The sequence below is a fragment of the Allorhodopirellula solitaria genome, assembly GCF_007859855.1.
GTDB classification, from domain to species: Bacteria; Planctomycetota; Planctomycetia; order Pirellulales; family Pirellulaceae; genus Rhodopirellula; species Rhodopirellula solitaria.
In genome coordinates this window covers 115189-133044 of record NZ_SJPK01000012.1, presented here as the reverse complement: position 1 = coordinate 133044, position 17856 = coordinate 115189, and the positions used below count along the sequence as shown (strand labels likewise).

Genomic DNA, 17856 nt, shown 5'->3' with positions numbered 1-17856 from the left:
TCGCTACTTCTGTTGGAACAGTGAACTCTGAATAACTTCGTGTATCAGCGACCGCACGCCGTAGTTCGTGGACTCGGTGGCGGCAACGATCGCATCAAGCGTCTCGCGATCCGCAAACGTGGGTGCGGCTCCCGTCGAATAAGTTGCCAGATGCGTCGCCAAGGCCCTGGCGAGTTGCTCTGGTCGCGAGCTGACAATCTGTTTCAAGCCCTCGATACTGTCGAACGACTCTCCGCTGGCAAATTCATGACTTGGGTCGACTGGCATTCCATCCACCCACTTCTTGCCCTTGCCGCTTGAAACCGCTCGGTAACGCTCACGCCACCCGCCGATCACATCGTAGCTTTCCAATGCGAAACCTGGAGGATCAATTTTAACATGGCAGGCAGCGCAGCTATCGAGACTCTTGTGCTTATCAATCTGATCACGGATCGACGTCGCACCGCGGATGTCAGGTTCGACCGCTGACACATTCGCTGGCGGCGGAGGAATATGCTCTCCCATCACTCTCTCGAGCATCCAGACGCCGCGAATGATCGGAGACGTGGTGGTTCCATTCGCCGTTACCTTCAACACACTCGCGTGTGTGATGATGCCACCGCGTCGGCTCAGCGGACCAAGTTTCACTCGCTGCATTCCCATCCCACCTGGCCACTCGATGTCGTAGTGGCGGGCCAGCCTGCTGTTGAGGAAAGTAAAATCGGAATCCACGATGTTGCGGACAGGCAGGTCATGCTCGATCAGTCCGTGAACGAACGCGTAGGTTTCCATTGGCAGCGTATGATGAAGCACATCGTCGTACTCCGGATACAGCTTGCTGTCCGGCGTCGTGCTATTGATTTCATGCAACATCAACCATTGGTCGGTGAACTCTTCAACAAAAATCTTGGATCGAGAATCGTCAAGCAACCGATCCGTCTGACGGCGCAGCTCGGCTGGATCACTGAGCCGGCCCGCCGCAGCCCACTGCCGTAGCTCTTCGTCAGGTCCGATTCCCCACAGGAAATGACTAAGCCGATTCGCCAACGCGTAGTCGTCGAGTACACCGGGTGCTTCCTCGAAGTAGAGAAATTGTGGCGAGCAAAGGATCGTTCGGTACGCCGCTCGCAAAGCATCGAGCATGCTGCCCTCGTCCTGCAGTCGCTTCAACGCGAACTCAATCGTGGGCCTCAATTCGGCTTGCGTGACGGGTCGACGAAACGCTCGCTGGGCAAACGACTCAACCGTATTGCGTAAATCCTGTTCAGGGTTTTTCGATTCGATCTCAAATCGTTGCGGTTCGTGTTGATCATCTTCCGAGACGTCTGTCGCGATCCGGCGCAACTCTAGGTCGCCAAGCAACGCTCGCTGAACATCGGCACGATCGGCCTCAACGCGTCGTATCTCGATCCACTTGATCGAGACACCCGGCATTCCCAGCGGCTCGACGGTTCCCGCTGGATCGTCGATCATCGGCACGGGAACTTGGCGAAGACCGCGGTCATTCGGAACGACGCGCAGCATATGTCCTTCGCGAATCCAGGCTTCCAATTCGTACTCGCTGGTTTCGCCAGTCGCCTCGAAGCTTCCAACCCAATACATCGTTGAAGCCGTGGCATTGCAAACACCACTTTGGACGCTGCACCAAACGCGACCAGCATCCGGCGGGTGAACTGAACGAACCCTCATCCGGACTCGGTAGCGACCCGTCGTGGGGACGCTGGTGGCCGGCATCCGTCCATAGAAGTTCTTCCGCGTCGACCAGGAAACAATGTCTTGATGTTGAGGGCGTCCCTCCGGTTCACGATCTGTACGCTCTTCATCACGTCGTAATTGATTCCAGTCCAAGCGAACGTTCAGTGGTTCCGTTTCCGTCAGCAGTCGGTTGAATGAGGCCTCGAGCGCTGCATCGGCAGCTTGCAGGTAAGCTGCCATCGAGTGATCAGAAACCTGTTGGCTTTTAGAAACCGTGTCGAAGATTCTGGTATACGACTCCTCAGGTAGGAAATCGCGGAGCGGAATGTCGATGGCCAGCAATTCGCACACATTGCGTTCGTACTGAGAGCGTGTCAGTCGTCTTGCAGACACACGTCCCTCGGATGCAATCCGAGCAGAATCGGTTGCTTTCAATCGTTGGTGGAGACTCGCAAGGAATGGTGTGGTTTCCTCTTGGTCGAGATCCTCGTCCGGCGGCATCTCGCCCGTTCCAACGCGATCGAACACTCGCTGCCAAAGGTGAAAATTGTCGGGATCTTCGAGCGTCAGAGTGAGCGAATCCAGGTCCAGGCCACCTTCGTGCGTGCTAGCGTCGTGACACCCAGTGCAATTCAAATCTAAAAATTCCGCAATGCTTGCAGGCGGCCCGGCAGCGTTCGCATTGGCCGCCACCCCAAACAGCAGCAAGCAGCAAATACCGCGCAGCGTCGCGAATGAGAAGCTGAAGGCTTCTTTGAAGTTGGTAGGTTCAGTCACTTCAAGCGGTTTGAGCACGATTCGATGGGAACAATGAGGTGGCAGGTCAATTTTTCGACCACAATGGTCCGACGGGCAACGGTGGTTCGCCATCCGATGATAGGTAATCGCGGCAACCCGTTCATTTTGGAAGAAATTCCAAGAATAAATTCCAAACTTACGTTGGAGCTGCGATTACCACTCATCGTTGTCCCTGATGCTGATTCCCGCAAAACCTCGTTCTGCGTCGAGACAGCACGAATGCTTCCAAATTTCATGAAGGTCTGAATGGTGACGCAATCTATTCGCCTAATTGCTTCCGTCGCTTTGTTTCTGCTTGGGGGGGGAGCTGAACACCTCAGTCGCGGAGCGACCGAACATTTTGTGGATCACGATTGAGGACTGGTCACCCGATCTGTCTTGCTACGGCACGAAGGGGATCGCGACGCCAAACGTCGACAGGCTTGCTTCCCAAGGCATTCGATATGAACGGGCCTTCACGACCTCGCCCGTTTGCTCGACCTCTCGATCAGCGATGATGACGGGGTTTCATCAGAACTATATCGGTGCGCACCAACACCGAACCGAAGACAAGCAGCCGCTACCCTACGGAATTCGGCCGATCCCGCAACTGCTTGCCGACGCAGGGTACTACACCGTTTTGATGAGCTGGAAGACGGACTGCAACTTCCTGCCCGATCAAAAGGAAGAGTTGTTCATGGATGTGAAGGACTGGAAGAATCGTGACGCCAATCAACCGTTTTTCGCTCGCATCACGTTCGGCGGCACTCACCGCAAGTGGGCACGCGACCCCGAACGCCCCATTGATATAGAGGACGTTGAACTTCCGCCCTACTATCCCGACACGCCTTTCATTCGACGCGACTGGGCCAATGGGCTCGAGCAAATGCAACTGGTCGATCGTGAAGTGGGAGCGATTTTGAAACGTCTCGATGACGAGGGCCTGGCCAACAACACGATTGTGTTCTTCATCGGCGACCACGGACGCTGCCACATTCGTGGCAAGCAATTTCTGTATGACGAAGGAACTCGCATACCGATGGTCATGCGTTGGCCCGGTAAGGTTCAGCCTGGGCAGGTGAATGGCGACCTGGTGATGTCGATTGATATCTGTGCGACAGTCCTCGAAGCAGCCGGGGTGACTCCTCCGGTGCCACTTCACGGAAAGAGTCTATTCAGCGATGACGTAAAAAGTCGTCAGTACACCTTTGCCGCCCGTGACAAGATGGATACGACGCACGACGCGATGCGAAGCATCCGGTCAAAGGACCACAAGCTTATTTTGAATCTGATGCCGGAGCGGGCTTACTGCCAATTCAGTTTCTACAAAGAGGGTGCGTATCCGCCGCTGGCCGAATTAAACGTCTTGAATTTGGAAGGGAAGCTCACACCGGAACAAGCCGCGTTCATGTCACCCACGAAGCCACCTATCGAGTTGTTTGATCTGCGCGACGATCCACACGAAGTCCACAATGTCGCTGACGATCCAAAATACGCTGACGTGAAGTCGAAATTGCTCGCGGAACTCAATCGTTGGCGAGACGAAGTCATCCGTGACCAGGGAGTCTCCGAAGCATTCCGTGCCGAGAACGTCTTTCCTGCTGAACGCACAGCGGATCAAACGGTCGGTCAGTGGTCTGTCGAGCACGCAGGCGAATATGATTTCCTGGACAATGGAGTTCCTCCTTGGTACCCAACACGAACGCTTCAGCAGTGGCGAGAAGTGCGGAAGACTTGGGAGCCATGGGTGTTTCGTGATGTCAACAGCGACATGAAACGCCCTGAGATCCCGTTTACGAAAAAACCGAAAGTTCGCGAGAAGTGATTCGCGAAACTCCATCCGACTGCAAACTCATGAATGATTTCCAACATTGCCTCACCCGCCGACGATTCTTAAAAGCCGCGAGCGCAATTCAGGCTGGCTCACTGATTCCTTGGACTGCACCAACCCGTCAAGCATTGGCAGCGTCGCCCAACGAGCGACGACGATTTGCATTGATTGGGGTTGGCGGCAATGACACTCGCACGGCTCCGGTCGGTCAGACGTTTGCCGATCTGGTCGCGTTGTGCGATGTCGATTCGTCGCACCTGGCACACGGCAACGGAATTCTGTTTGAAGGTGAGTTGGAACGCATCTTTGTCAATCGAGGCAAGTTAACGGGGAAGCCGGTCGAAGAGCTGGCGGGCAATCCAGTTCCGGAAGACGCCAACGCGGCCTCTTTTGGCGATTCGACCGGAACCATCGATGAACTGTTTGACGCATGAAACCGTTGCCGGGCCAATGTGCCGAAGCCAGGAGCGATCCACGGCATTCATTTTCCCCGAACTTATCAACACCATTGTTTACCAACGCCATGAACTGCAACGATTTATTGAGAGTTCTCATTCTCGGGTTGGCTTGCTTAGCCATGTCAACAGCCGCCACGTCAACAGTCGCCGCAGAAACCATTGACGTCGCCGACCACGGCATCGTACCTGGCAGAGATGTGACGCTCGCAGTCAGGGATCTGCTGGAATCAGTGCGGGACCGCAAGGACGTCACGCTCTCATTTCCCAAGGGTGTCTATGACTTTCACCCCGACAACGCCTTCGAGAGCTACCGAGCGGTCGCCAATCACGACAACGGGCTGAAGCGGTTCGGATTTCCAATATTTGGTCGTGATTCACTGACCATCGATGGCGGCGGCTCCACGTTTCTATTTCATGGACGCATGGTGCCGTTCACCGTCGACGGTGGCAGCGAAGTCACCTTGAAAAACTTCACGATCGACTGGACTCAGTCCTTTCACGCCGAACTTCATGTCGTCGGGAGCGACGCCGCGGAGAAACGCTGCGTGGTCGAGACCGATGCCGAAGCCTATCCCTACACGATTGCGGGCGGCGAGATCCGCTTTCACCGATACGGTCAAGACGATCCCGTCGGTTCCAACATCGTCTTCGACCCTAAAACGAATTCGCCGATCTATCGAACCAACGAATATCGTTTGAATGAAAAGAAAGCGAAATTCACTGCCATCGGACCGGGTCGTTTTGCAATCGAGAAGGGCTTCAAGCAGCCACCGCCGGTGGGCAGCGTCCTGGTCGTCTACGGCGTCCACCCGACCAGTCGCCTTTGCCCTGCGATTCATGTCACCAACTCGAATGATCTGCGGATTGAAAACGTCACGGTCCACGAAGCCGGCGGAATGGGGCTGATCGTCGAACGAACCGACAACATCTCCCTCGACGGCATGGTCGTGACATCCAATGAGGAACGATTGGCGGCAACACGTGCCGATGCCACTCACTTCATCGGCTGCAAAGGAACGGTGCGGATCGAAAATTGTCTCTTCGAGCACATGCTCGACGATGGCATCAACGTTCATGGTGCGTACGTCAAAGTCATCGAGGGTCTTGGCGAGCGAAGGCTGCTGTGCGAGATCAGTCACTTTCAACAGTGGGGACTCACCTTTGCTCAACCGGGCGACAAGGTCGCCTTGTTGTCACGCGAGACGTTATTGCCTTTTCATGAAACCACGATCGAGGCTGTTCAACCGCTCAACGAACACCGCTTCGCTATCACGCTTGCCGACCTTCCCGACGAATTGCCCGACGTTGCCCTCTCAGTCGAGAATTTGACGTGGTATCCCGATCTTGTCGTTCGCAACACCACGATCCGCGAAAACCGGGCTCGCAGCATCTTGGTGACGACGAAGGGAAAGGTCCTGATTGAAGACAACCTATTCTCGTCACAGATGCACGGCATCCTGATCGAAGGCGACAATAACAAGTGGTACGAGTCAGGCGCGGTCGACGATGTCACCATTCGGCGCAATCGCTTCGAGAACATTGGCTTTTCGGTCAATCAATGCTATCCGTTGCTGGCATCGCCGCTGCTCACGTCCGAACAACGTTGGGGTGACCAAAGGTACCACCGAAACATTCACTTCACAGACAATACCATTTCTGGATTCAATGGATTGATCGCCAAAGCGGCCTCCGTGTCAGGACTCACCATCACTGGGAACCAGGTCGTTTTGAACGACGACTACCCCGGAGCGAACGAGGGGCCGTCGATTGACCTGGAGTATTGTCAAAACGTCACGATCAACAGCAATGATGCGGACGGATTCGATCGAAACCTCAGCGTCATCTCTTCCGAGAACAGCGAGGATGTGCAACTTGATGCGAACCAAGGGATCGATGCTGCATCGCCGTCTGCGGATGACAATGCCCAAGCGAAGGCGAAGAATCCGAACATCGTTTTGCTGTTCGTCGATGATTTGGGTTGGAACGACCTGGGATATCGCAACGCAAAATTTGAAACACCAAACATTGACCGATTGGCGGGCCAGTCGCTGGATTTTCAACGAGCTTACGTCGCCAGTCCAACCTGCAGTCCAAGTCGAGCGACGCTACTGACCGGGCAACATCCGGCGCGACTACAGATGGTTCGGCACATTCCGACAGGATCGAAGAACGAGGATTTCGACACGTGGGGACGCACCGATGTCGAGTACAACCACTGGGAAGGTGATCCAGCCAGGTTCCCCTGTCGCAACTGGCTGCCGCTTGAACACACAACCTATGCCGAAGCACTCCGCGAACTGGGCTACTACAACCAATTCGTCGGCAAGTGGCATTTAGGTCACGAGCCGTACCATCCTGTTCATCAAGGCTTTGACTCGCAGTTTGGAACCACAAACTTTGGCCACCCGAAGTCATACAACTCGCCATTCTTCAAAAACACCGACGTACTCACGGACGCCAAAAGCCAACATCTCACGGATGTGCTCACCGACGAATCAGTCCGGTTCCTATCCGAATACGAGCGTGATCAGCCATTCATGCTTTCGCTGTGGTACTACGGTGTCCATCGGCCACCGATTGGACGGCCCGACCTAGTCGAATATTTTTTGGACAAGGGTTACGCGGAATCAGACGCGATCTATGCAGCCCAAGTCAAAGCCGTCGACGAGTCGGTCGGCAGGATTCGAGAGGCGATTTCAAGTAAGGGAATCGAGAGGGAAACGATCCTCGTGTTCCTTTCGGATCAAGGAAGCTGGTACGAGAACCTTCCACTTCGCGGCAATAAACGAGTCGACACGCTCTGCGAAGGCGGAGTCCGCGTTCCCATGATGATTCATTGGCCTGGCAAAACGGATGCTGGCGCGAAATCCGACATACCGGTTCAATCGACCGATCTTTTCCCCACCATCGTTGAAATTGCGGGCGGCGATCCTGAATCTCACAGCGATCTTGATGGCGTTTCACTGGCCCCGCTTTTGAATGGAAAGCATTCACTGGAACGCTCGAGTCCACTGTTTGGCTACCGCGCCTACCAGGATCTTTATGCGTCCGTTCGGAAGGGCGACTGGAACATGTTGGCTTACCGAAGCGGCAAAGTAGAGCTTTACGACGTGGTGAAAGATGTCTCTGAGAAACACGACGTCGCGAGTGAAAACCAATCGGTAGTTCGCCAACTCACTGACGAGCTGATCCAATGGGAACAGAAGATGAGCGTGCAGCAATACTCAGGCGTCCAATGATCAATAAGTCGACGCTCTCTCGGTGCAACCAAGTCATGCGGACACTCGCGACGTTGCTGTTCACGCTCTCGCTGATGCCAGCGGTGTGTGCAGAAGAAACCGACTCGCCGCCGAACGTCTTGTTCATCATGGGAGTCTTGGACCAAAGTCGGCTCATCCGACGGAAGCGTGCGCCCGAGGTTTTCAAGGCATGGCTCCCGTATCCAAGGATTGATTTGTGGGATGTGATTATCAATGTTAGACTGGCACTGCCGGGAGAAACGGAGCCGAGCTCTGCAGAGGTGCTGGCTTGGCAAGGGATATCTCGGTCGCCAGCGTTTCCCTGCAAAAGCGGTACGACAATGGTGTTGTCGGTCCCTGGCGAGCGTTTGTTCGTCAGGGACGCATTTTTGAACGATCATTGGATACGAGAGCCATGCCTGGTATGTCCCCAAGTTAGCCTAAAAAACTACCAGGGGCGCATTCTGAGTGCTTTCATTGAAGGAATTCACTTTCCCTTCAATCAAGGAACTCCGATATGGCAATCGCCACCAAGAAACGTTCGTCAAAATCGTCAAAATCCAATCAGGCCCGTTACATCGGCAAGCCAGCTGGGGTGATTCAGCAGCGAGTCGAGGCGGTCGGTCCCTCTCACTTTGGTGTCGTTTCGGTCGACTGCGCCAAACGCAGATCCAAGTCTTGGACACTGTCCAAGAATCATCGAGGCCAAGAAGATCACGGTAATGTTCGTTGAGACTGTTCATCCCACCAGTTTACAAAAACCAGCTAAAATCGGCTATCTGCCACTAAATTCCGAGAAGAACCCTAATTTCTATCGCACACACTTGAGAGTCCTTTTCCCAGATGTCTGAAACACGATCAAACCGCAGTGGGCGTCACGAGAAGCACCTCGAGTTGGCCGCAGAGTTAATCCGAAAGAATCGCCGACCGTCTGACGGTACAACTACGTCGATTGCTTTTAGTAGTACTGAACCGTATTTCCAAGACGTTTGCGAACTGCTGAGCCACAGCTACAGGTTTCATCACGACGTGTCGGCGCACAATTGCCACAACATCATCCAGAGCAGCCTCTTCGAAATTGCGAAGGAATCAGACAGCAATAAAATCACACCGAAAAGCATTGACCATTGCATTGCCGCTAACGAACGGAAATACCGTCGCACACGAAGGACGCCGCACTTTCTTTTCACGCAGATATCGATAGATATTGGAACCAAGTTGCCGCAGAGGGTGAAGGTTGCTGATGGGACTGTGTGTTTTTCTGAAATCCGCCAAAAGCATGCACCGACTTCGGAGCATTATTCGCGTCAACTCAAGTCACTTGGGATTCATCAAGACCAACCGGAGTGGTACTACGCGACGATACGGGTGGATGCGAGAGACTCGGCCGAAGCAGCGTCAAAAGCTTTTCGGTCAATCAATCTTCTTAGATCGATTTGGAACTTCTCTGCACAAGCGGGCTTGCAGTCACGCCACTCGTCACCAACTCCGACGCCGATAAATCCCATCCGGCTAGGGCCACTGCAGACGTCTCACGCGGAAGCGTCAGGGCCGGTCATTCAAAATTGGTGGTACCAAAACCCATTTGTTGCGATGGACTACCCGGGACGACCGAGTTATTACACCGACGACGAAGTCGTATTTTACCGACAGCAAGAGAAGTGGTTGCTGCGAAACCTTACCAAATGTAGCTATGCCGACATCATTGAGACCAACCTCATCAACTACACGATTGCTCTGGATTCATCGCACCATTTGGAGATTTACCCCAATCTCTGGGCCGTGCTCGAAAGCCTTTCTGGCTGCGGCACTGATGGGCAAATGAACTATGATCGGCTGATAAAGCGAACCGTAAACGCTTTCGCCCATCCGAACGAAAAGAAGACAATCCTCGCTCACCTCCGGATACTTCGGAATCAGATGATTCATGACTTGCGAGGTGCAACTACGCCGCAGTCGATGTTCATGTTACTTCGTTGTGTCCATGGCCTGCTCTTCTTTTGTCTTAGAACGTGCACCCAATTCAAGAACGTCTCCGAGCTCCACACATTCCTCGATCTCCCATCGGACGGAGATAGACTTAAAACCGATATTCGCTTGAGGAAGATGAAGCTGAAGCAATTGTCTGCTGACCGCCAAAACTCCGACGCCGTCGTCGAGCACGAACATAAAAGTCGTGGTCCAGAACATATTCGCATTGAACGTGCCACCGACAGCGGTAACGTAGAGCAGACCAAAGAGTAGCTAAATCAAACGGTCTGAAAACTTTGGTGTCATTTTTATCATCACTGCTCAGCCCCTTACTTCGCACCGCCACTCACCGACTCTCGACAACCTCAATTGAGCTGACCATGTACGAGGTTTGAACATAGCGGAAAGTGCTGCATCCTTCACGTGGGTTGCAATTCACACACGGAGGCTTTTGAAAGTGGCTGAGGGACACAGCACTTTTACCCGGAATTTGACATCACTCAGTTGATGGGTGGGCCGAGATTTTGCCTTGCGGCAAAGTTCCTGGGAAGGCGCGGTGGGTAATAGCTTCGAATGCCACGCTGAGAAATCGTTGTTCCCGATGAGGTCGCCATCGTCCCTGATTCCACCCACGTTTGCCGCAGGTGCTTTCCGCTGAGGGAGGATCCACTCTCCGGCGAGCACTTCGACAACCGGAAGGTCTCGATCGAAGTATATTTGCAACAACTCGTCGCCAATTTCGGGATCGACTCACGCTTGTCCGGTTAATCGTGAGGTTGTTAGGAACTGGAGTACAGGGGGGGACGTGCTGAGGTCGGCGCGCCCAGTCAAGAACGAGGTGCGAATCGTTACGCGCGAACACCGCTGGCACTACGGTCACCCCAACGCGCACATCGTTCAATTACGCCAGCGTCGACTAACTTGCCAAAGTGCTCTGTCCCCATCCAGTTTCCGTCCCCATCCAGTTTCCTTCAAGTCGCAGTGCGTAGACAACTTGCAGAAGGAAAGGATGAAGAAGACGACGCAGGTGTGTCACCGGTTCTGGTCCGACTTGGCCTGGATTTGGCGAAGTGATGTGAACTGGTGAGCGATTGTTTTGTAGCGTGGCCGGGTGGTCCTAGTGTGTCGACTCGATGCAATGGTCCGAGGGACACAGCACTATTGCCAGGAATTGGACTTTATTCAGTTGAGAGGCGGCTCAGTTCTAGGCTTGCGGCAAAGATCTGGGAAATGCAAGCTGGGTGATTCGATATAAACTGCATGAGTGTCTGGTAGCCAAGACTCGAAGAACACTCAGTGACAGGGGCAATTTCCATTTCCTGCGAATGCCTCGCAACCGTATGCTTCTTGCGCGGAGACGATTTGGGAAACCTCGCTTTTCTTTTTGAACCTGCGAACGGTCCTGCCACCACTCATCGCCTGGCGGCAAAGTGTCGCGTACGAGTCTCGGTTGTCTGATTCGATATCAACGTGAAGTCGATTGGCAGCAACACACCCCAGTTCTCCGGGAACGTCCGATAGAACCGTGATGCCTGCCGACACCAGTTCGGCGTGTGTGAAGACGATGACGTCAATGTTCTGGCGCGGCTTCTCGCGGTTGGCGGGTAATCCTGCAATGACACTCGATAGTTCTGGGTAAGATCCGATTTGATAGAGACTGAATGCGGAGTCGTCCGGACGAAAAACAGCAGCGACGGCTGACTCAACCCGGGTATCGATTGGGTCGGTTTCGTGTCCCCAGTCGCTCTGTCTGCCCAACTTTTGAAGATACAGCGTTTGCGATCTGCCTGCTTTCGTTGCTTCATCAAGCCAGAGACCGCCTAAATCAATCGATTTTTCGTCAAACATCATCTCACACCGAGTCGTTAAGTCACCCACCCAACTCAAACGCGTTACTCGTCGAGAGCATTTTGCGTCAGTTCCGCGATAAAGCGGTCTTGCTCGGTCGTCAGCCGACGCAATGCATCATAAGCAGCCCCTGAATCGATATCTCCTAAAGCCTCTACCACGGCTTCGGCGATTCCGCGGTTGCTTTCGATTAAACACGACGTAATGAACATCAGCTTGGTTGCTTCCGCGATGTCTGCTTGTCCAACCGATCTCAATAGCACAAACCAGTAATCGTCATCGGGCTCGTAGGCGCGACTCGAATAGACCTGATTCCAGCGATCAACATCGCGAATCAAAAACGTGTGAGCGTACTCGAACAGTCTGTCGCCAAGCTGTGGCAGAATATCGATTGCGAGGTACAGGCGGTCCGGAGAATGATGGTCAACGGCGAGAGCGATTAGCTCCGTGATGAGGGACTCGCTTTGTGGGCTGAACTTCAAGTACTCGAGCAATTCGTTTCGCAATTCACGTCGTCGATCCCCGGAAGCTGCTGCATAGTGACGAAAAATCATACAGAAGCGACCATGCTCTCCTTCGAGCTCCCCATCTCGAGTCTGTTCGTCATTCATCCACTGGTCAGCTGGATCGTCGAGTACGGAAGACATCGGTTGCTTTGGCGAAAGAGAGGAAGGGATTACCGGAGTATCAATGGAATGTAGAGCAGTTGGACGAAACCTGCGTTGGGCTAAGCGGAGGGACGAGCCATGTCACGGATCAGTTGTTCGGAGACGTCGCGATCGCCAATGAACTTGTTGCCCGCCTGCCTCGCTTCGTTTGCGGTTCGAGCAGTACGGCGATGGTTCACCGCAACGGTCACGCCTTGCTCGCCACTTACAAATGTTAAATCGATTCGAGTTTGATCGCGATGCAAAACAACACCCCAGCGTAGCAACTCCGCATCGAAGCCTCTTGGAGTCCTCGCTCTGATTGCGTCAAATATGTCGTGGGTCGTTTCGGCGTTGCTATCACTTGGTGTGATCGCAAATGCAAAGCTCGAGAGAACTGCCGAGAGTGGCGTATGTGGCAACACGGCCAGAAGTCCATCGACAAGCAAACCGCAGTCAGTCGTCACCGATGCGATGACAAGTCGCTCAGCCGTAACAATCCATTCCGTTCCGTCACCGCGGAACTGCGCGCCATCGCGAGCGCCCCCACCGAGGTTACGGCGAACGTCCGAAGGGGTCCAAATGGACCTCTCCTTCAGCCACTCAGGGGAGATGATGTAAGGGTTGAAACTCCCCAGCAGAACGATCTTGGCGGATTCGATCTCGAACACGGCTTGCTGCGATTTGAAAAATTGTTAGTTCACTCAGCAATCTGTGCGGAACAACTGGCAGTTCCTGTTACCGCATTGTAGCGTGGGAAACCAAGCCCGAGTTCCCTCCCGCGTCATGAATTCTCGAAAGACCGGCCGAGACCGCTTCCCGCATTTGTCGCGAGTACTGGATCAACGTCTAGCCTGCGCTGCCAGCCTTCAATAACGAAAAAAACCGCGGTAGCGAATTTGCTAACGCGGTTTTTTGAAGAAGCGACGCGGACGGGACTCGAACCCGCAACCTCCGGATCGACAGTCCGGGGCTCTAACCAATTGAGCTACCGCGCCTTCGTATGAGGCGATGCCTTCCTGAAAAGGCGACGAGCGAAGGTGGCTTGGGTGGCTCCTTCGTTCGTGTGGGTGGAAGTATATCCGTGCTGCTGTGTCATGCAATGGGGGTCAGGGCAGAGATCCAAAATTCTCGAAATTTCATGTTTTCGCCGGGTGGGATTGTGCTGATTCTCCCGAGTCTCGTCAGGAATGATCGAGAATCGCCGTAGGTCAGCGCAGCGTCTCCTACGGTGGTTCGTTGGTCATCGAACGCCGACCCCGCAGTGGGTAGCAGGCCTCATCGTGAATGGTCTTCAACCCCATTCGGGGTCGGCTTCTGCGTTTCGTATCTGTTCCGGTGGTGTTCGCTGCGCTCCAGCCACCGGCTATTTTCTTCAACGCCTTCGGCGTAGGGAAACTTGCGGGGGATCCACAGCTCGTCGCCTTGTCCACCACAGAAAAGCTTTCGCAAAATTCGCCACTTATTGATCACGCGTCGCGTATGCGGCCGGGTAGGCCGCGCTACCGAGCGTCTGAGGGCGCTCGGCTCAATATTGTGGTGCCAGCGTCGAATGAATCGACGCAATCCGCCCGTCTATTTGACGATCGCGAGCAGGTTGCCGGCTTCGACCTGGGTGCCCGGTGGGGTGTGGATGGTTTCCACCACCCCGTCGATGGAGGCGTTGATGGTGGTTTCCATCTTCATCGCCTCGAGCACAAACAGTTTTTGACCGGCTTTGACCTTGTCACCTTCCGCCACGGCGACGGTGATCACCATGCCGGGCATCGAGGCGGCGATGTGCGTCGGGTCCTGGGCGTCGGCTTGGACGGCCGCTTTGACCTGGACGTCCAGGGACCGGTCGATGACGGCGACCTCGCGGGGTTGGCCGTTGAGTTCGAAGAACACCGTGCGACTGCCGTCGGGGTGGGGTTGGCCCACGGCGAGGTATTTGACGATCAAGCGTTTGCCGGGCTCGATGTCGACGGCGATCTCATCTCCAGGTTTTTGGCCGTAGAGGAAGTTCGTCGTGGGCAAGGGAGCGACGTCCCCGTACTTCTCGCGGTGGGCGGCGAACTCTTCGAAAACCTTAGGGTAGAGCAGATAGGTGACGGCATCCCGATCGCTCGGTTTTTCCTTGGTCAGCTCAGCGGCTTTCTCGCGGGCAGCGTCCATATCGGCTGCCGGCATGCTGGCCCCGGGGCGGTCCTTCAGCGGCGCCTCACCGGCCAAAATGGTCTTGGTGACGTCGGCGGGGAAACCTCCGGGTGGTTGGCCCATCCGGCCGCCGATCAGATCGAGCACACTGGCGGGGTAGGCGTGTTGTTTACCCGACGTCAGCACATCGCTGGCGGACATGTCGTTAGCGACCAAGAACAAGGCCATGTCGCCAACGGCTTTGCTCGTCGGCGTGACTTTGACGATATCGCCGAACAAGCGATTGACGTCGGCGTAGGCGCGGCAGACCCCTGACCAGCGATCGGCGAGCCCGAGAGCGCGGGCTTGTTGGAACAGGTTGGTGTATTGCCCGCCGGGCATTTCATGTTCGTAGAGGTCGCCCGTCGCGGGTAGCACGTCGCTTTCAAAGGGACGATAAAACTCGCGGGCGGCCTGCCAATAGGTTGCCAGGTTCGTCAGCGCCGTGGTGTCGAGCGATGATTCCCGATCGGTGTAGCGAAGGGCTTCGACGAGCGTGTTGAGGTTCACTTGGCTGGTGCCACCGGACATCGGTGCCAAAGCCGCATCAGCGATCTGCAGTCCCTCCCCGGCAGCGGCGAGCAGCGTGGAAGCTTGAATGCCAGCCGTGTCGTGCGTGTGGAGATGGATGGGGATACCGATCTCCTCGCGCAGGGCACGCATCAGCGTCACCGCGGCCGCTGGTTTGAGCAGCCCCGCCATGTCCTTGATCGCAAGCAGATGAGCGCCACCAGCCTCGAGTTTCTTCGCCAGGTCGACGTAGTACTTGAGGTTGTACTTGGTGCGCGATGGATTCTGCAGGTCGCCGGTGTAGCAAATCGAGGCTTCACAGATACCGCCTTCGGCCAAGACCGCATCCATGGCGACACGCATGTTCTCTTCCCAGTTCAACGCGTCGAAGACACGGAAGATATCCATGCCAGCCTGCACGGCTTCGCGGACGAAGACACGGACGACGTTATCGGGATAGTTCGTGTACCCCACCGCGTTGCTGGCCCGCAGCAACATTTGAGTGAGAATGTTGGGCACGGTGGCGCGGAGATCAGCGAGCCGTTGCCAAGGGGATTCTTTGAGAAACCGCATGCTGGTGTCGAACGTTGCCCCGCCCCACATCTCCAGCGAGAAGAGTTCCGGGGCCAGATGAGCGTACGCAGGGGCAATTTGCAGCATGTCGAAACTGCGAACCCGCGTGGCCAGGAGGGATTGATGCGCGTCACGCATGGTGGTGTCGGTGATCAACAGCCCTTTCTGTTGACCGATCCAGCGGGTCAATCCTTCGATACCCTCCTCGCGGAAGATGTCGGCGGTTCCACGCGGTGGCGTGGGGCGTTTTGGAAAAGCGGGGATCGGTGCGGGCTCGGTCCGCACGGCGACCGGGCGATCGGCGACGAGCGTGTTGCCGTTGACGATCGTCTCGGCCAGGAAGGTGAGCAGTTTGGTCGCCCGGTCGCGGCGGCGAGGCAAACGGAACAGCTCCGGCGTCGTGTCGATCAGTCGCGTTGTTGCTTCACCCGCCAAAAATGTCGGATGGTTGACCAGTTTCAGCAGGAAGGGGATGTTCGTTTTCACGCCTCGCACCCGGAACTCCTGCAGGACGCGGTCCATTCGCGATGCGGCCGCTGCGAGCGTCGGGGCGCGGGCGGTGACTTTCACGAGCATCGAGTCGTAGAAAGGATTGACGACCGCACCGCTATAGGCGCTACCCGCATCGAGCCGAATGCCTAAACCCGCAGCGGAGCGATAATGGCTGATCCGTCCATAATCGGGCCGGAAATCAGCGGCGGGGTCTTCGGTCGTCACGCGGCACTGCATCGCGAAGCCATTGGTGCGGATCGCCTCTTGCGACCCCAATCCCACTTCGTCGCTGCCGAGCGGATTGCCTTGGGCGATCAGGATTTGGCTGCGGACGACATCGATCCCGGTCACCTCCTCGCTCACCGTGTGCTCGACTTGGATGCGGGGATTGACTTCGATGAAGTAGAATTTGTTCTCATCGACATCGAGCAGGAACTCGACAGTGCCCGCATTCTCATAGCCTCCGCCGCCGCCCACGGCGCGTCCGATCTTCAGCGCCGCTTCGCACAGGTCGATCCGCATTTGCGGTGGCAAGTTCGGTGCGGGAGCGAGTTCGACAACTTTCTGATGGCGACGTTGGACGCTGCAGTCGCGTTCCCAGAGGTGGACGAGATTGCCGTGTCGGTCACCGAGCAATTGGACCTCGAGGTGCCTGGCCCGCTGCACAAATTTCTCTAAAAAGACCTCGTCGCTGCCGAATGCCGTCTTGGCTTCCCGCTGAGCCGTCTCGAGTGAACCAGCGAGTTCCTCCGGTTTCTGGACGACCCGCATGCCGCGTCCTCCACCGCCCTTGGACGCCTTCAGGATAATCGGATACCCCAGCTTTTCGGCGGCCTTCTCGGCTTCGTCGAGTGACGATACCGCTCCCGCCGTCCCGCTGAGCACGGGCACGCCGGCGACCTCGGCCAAACTCCGGGCACTGGTCTTGTCCCCCAAATCTCGCAGCGACCGGACGCTCGGACCGACAAACAGAATCCCGGCATCGTCGAGTGCTTGCGCGAATTCCGGATTCTCCGACAGGAAGCCATAGCCGGGATGGACCGCATCGACGTCGTGTTGTTTGCAGATGTCAACGATCGCATCGATGTTCAGGTACGAGCGGATCGGCTCTCCGGGCTGGCCAATCTGGTAGGCCTCATCCGCTTTGAACCGGTGCAGCGCATAGCGATCTTCGTGCGAGTAGATAGCAACGGTGCGAATCCCCAGTTCTGTTGCCGAGCGGAAGACACGCGTCGCAATTTCACTGCGGTTGGCCACCAGTAATTTGCGTACCGGGCGGACAGAATCGGTCGAGGCGACAGCATCAGCGGGTGCAGACATCATGCAGATCGAAAGCGGGAGGAAGAAACAGGTTCAGAGACTCACAAAGCGTAACGAATCCGAGGTCCCAGGCGAAACTCCCCAACCCGATCTCGCCCACTCGAATCCCTGAATATTCCCGCCCCGTGAAACTCGCTGAGGGCTCGCTCTTCGCACCTCCCAGGCTTCGCTCGGGACGGTGAAATCAGGACGAGAGCACCCCAAGGAAATTCAACCCGAAGCGGCTCACAACCCCAAGGTTTGGACGGTCCAGCCTAGCGTAGGACCACCGGAGGTGGCGGCGCGCCGAACTACGGCTGTTCTCTATCATCCCTGCCGGGATGCGTGCGGGTAATCATGGA

Annotated in this window: 10 protein-coding genes and 1 tRNA gene; 5 read left to right on the top strand and 6 right to left on the bottom strand. The window is 55.7% G+C overall.

The window, feature by feature from the left end:
- Positions 1 to 3 precede the first annotated feature (3 nt).
- The gene (locus CA85_RS19330; protein ID WP_246112980.1) at positions 4 to 2451 is read right to left on the bottom strand and encodes a DUF1592 domain-containing protein; all 2448 of its coding nucleotides are present in this window, start codon (positions 2449 to 2451) and stop codon (positions 4 to 6) included.
- Between the two features lie 292 nt (positions 2452 to 2743).
- Here CA85_RS19330 and CA85_RS19325 point away from each other — a divergent pair, with 292 nt between their 5' ends.
- From CA85_RS19325 to CA85_RS19305, 5 genes are all read left to right on the top strand, one after another.
- Entirely contained in the window at positions 2744 to 4276 is a 1533-nt protein-coding gene (locus CA85_RS19325; RefSeq protein ID WP_146392994.1) for a sulfatase family protein, read from the top strand.
- A 29-nt stretch (positions 4277 to 4305) separates the two neighbouring features.
- Entirely contained in the window at positions 4306 to 4716 is a 411-nt protein-coding gene (locus tag CA85_RS25085; RefSeq protein ID WP_186775066.1) for a hypothetical protein, read from the top strand.
- 143 nt (positions 4717 to 4859) lie between these two features.
- Complete coding sequence (locus CA85_RS19315; protein ID WP_146393044.1) at positions 4860 to 7979, top strand: sulfatase-like hydrolase/transferase; 3120 nt, start codon at positions 4860 to 4862, stop codon at positions 7977 to 7979.
- Positions 7980 to 8496: 517 nt separating this feature from the next.
- Complete coding sequence (locus CA85_RS19310; protein ID WP_146392993.1) at positions 8497 to 8712, top strand: hypothetical protein; 216 nt, start codon at positions 8497 to 8499, stop codon at positions 8710 to 8712.
- 110 nt (positions 8713 to 8822) lie between these two features.
- A complete protein-coding gene (locus CA85_RS19305; protein WP_146392992.1) occupies positions 8823 to 10223 on the top strand; it encodes a hypothetical protein in 1401 nt (466 codons plus the stop codon).
- Positions 10224 to 11243: 1020 nt separating this feature from the next.
- Here CA85_RS19305 and CA85_RS19300 read toward each other — a convergent pair.
- The 5 genes from CA85_RS19300 to CA85_RS19280 form a co-directional block, all read right to left on the bottom strand.
- Positions 11244 to 11801, bottom strand: a complete 558-nt coding sequence (locus CA85_RS19300; protein WP_146392991.1) for a hypothetical protein — start codon at positions 11799 to 11801, stop codon at positions 11244 to 11246.
- Between the two features lie 41 nt (positions 11802 to 11842).
- The gene (locus tag CA85_RS19295; protein WP_146392990.1) at positions 11843 to 12445 is read right to left on the bottom strand and encodes a hypothetical protein; all 603 of its coding nucleotides are present in this window, start codon (positions 12443 to 12445) and stop codon (positions 11843 to 11845) included.
- 80 nt (positions 12446 to 12525) lie between these two features.
- A complete protein-coding gene (locus CA85_RS19290; protein ID WP_146392989.1) occupies positions 12526 to 13116 on the bottom strand; it encodes a hypothetical protein in 591 nt (196 codons plus the stop codon).
- A gap of 253 nt (positions 13117 to 13369) precedes the next feature.
- Positions 13370 to 13443 (bottom strand) — tRNA-Asp (locus tag CA85_RS19285).
- A 577-nt stretch (positions 13444 to 14020) separates the two neighbouring features.
- Positions 14021 to 17518, bottom strand: coding sequence for a pyruvate carboxylase (locus tag CA85_RS19280; protein WP_391564907.1), 3498 nt, complete (start codon positions 17516 to 17518; stop codon positions 14021 to 14023).
- Positions 17519 to 17856: the final 338 nt, after the last annotated feature.

Excerpts from the sequence above, each read along its gene's own strand:
- CA85_RS19280 (WP_391564907.1), bottom strand. The coding sequence starts at position 17,518 with ATGATGTCTGCACCCGCTGATGCTGTCGCCTCGACCGATTCTGTCCGC.
- CA85_RS19305 (WP_146392992.1), top strand. The coding sequence starts at position 8,823 with ATGTCTGAAACACGATCAAACCGCAGTGGGCGTCACGAGAAGCACCTC.
- CA85_RS25085 (WP_186775066.1), top strand. The coding sequence starts at position 4,306 with ATGAATGATTTCCAACATTGCCTCACCCGCCGACGATTCTTAAAAGCC.
- CA85_RS19295 (WP_146392990.1), bottom strand. The coding sequence starts at position 12,445 with ATGTCTTCCGTACTCGACGATCCAGCTGACCAGTGGATGAATGACGAA.
- CA85_RS19315 (WP_146393044.1), top strand. The coding sequence starts at position 4,860 with ATGTCAACAGCCGCCACGTCAACAGTCGCCGCAGAAACCATTGACGTC.
- CA85_RS19300 (WP_146392991.1), bottom strand. The coding sequence starts at position 11,801 with ATGATGTTTGACGAAAAATCGATTGATTTAGGCGGTCTCTGGCTTGAT.
- CA85_RS19310 (WP_146392993.1), top strand. The coding sequence starts at position 8,497 with ATGGCAATCGCCACCAAGAAACGTTCGTCAAAATCGTCAAAATCCAAT.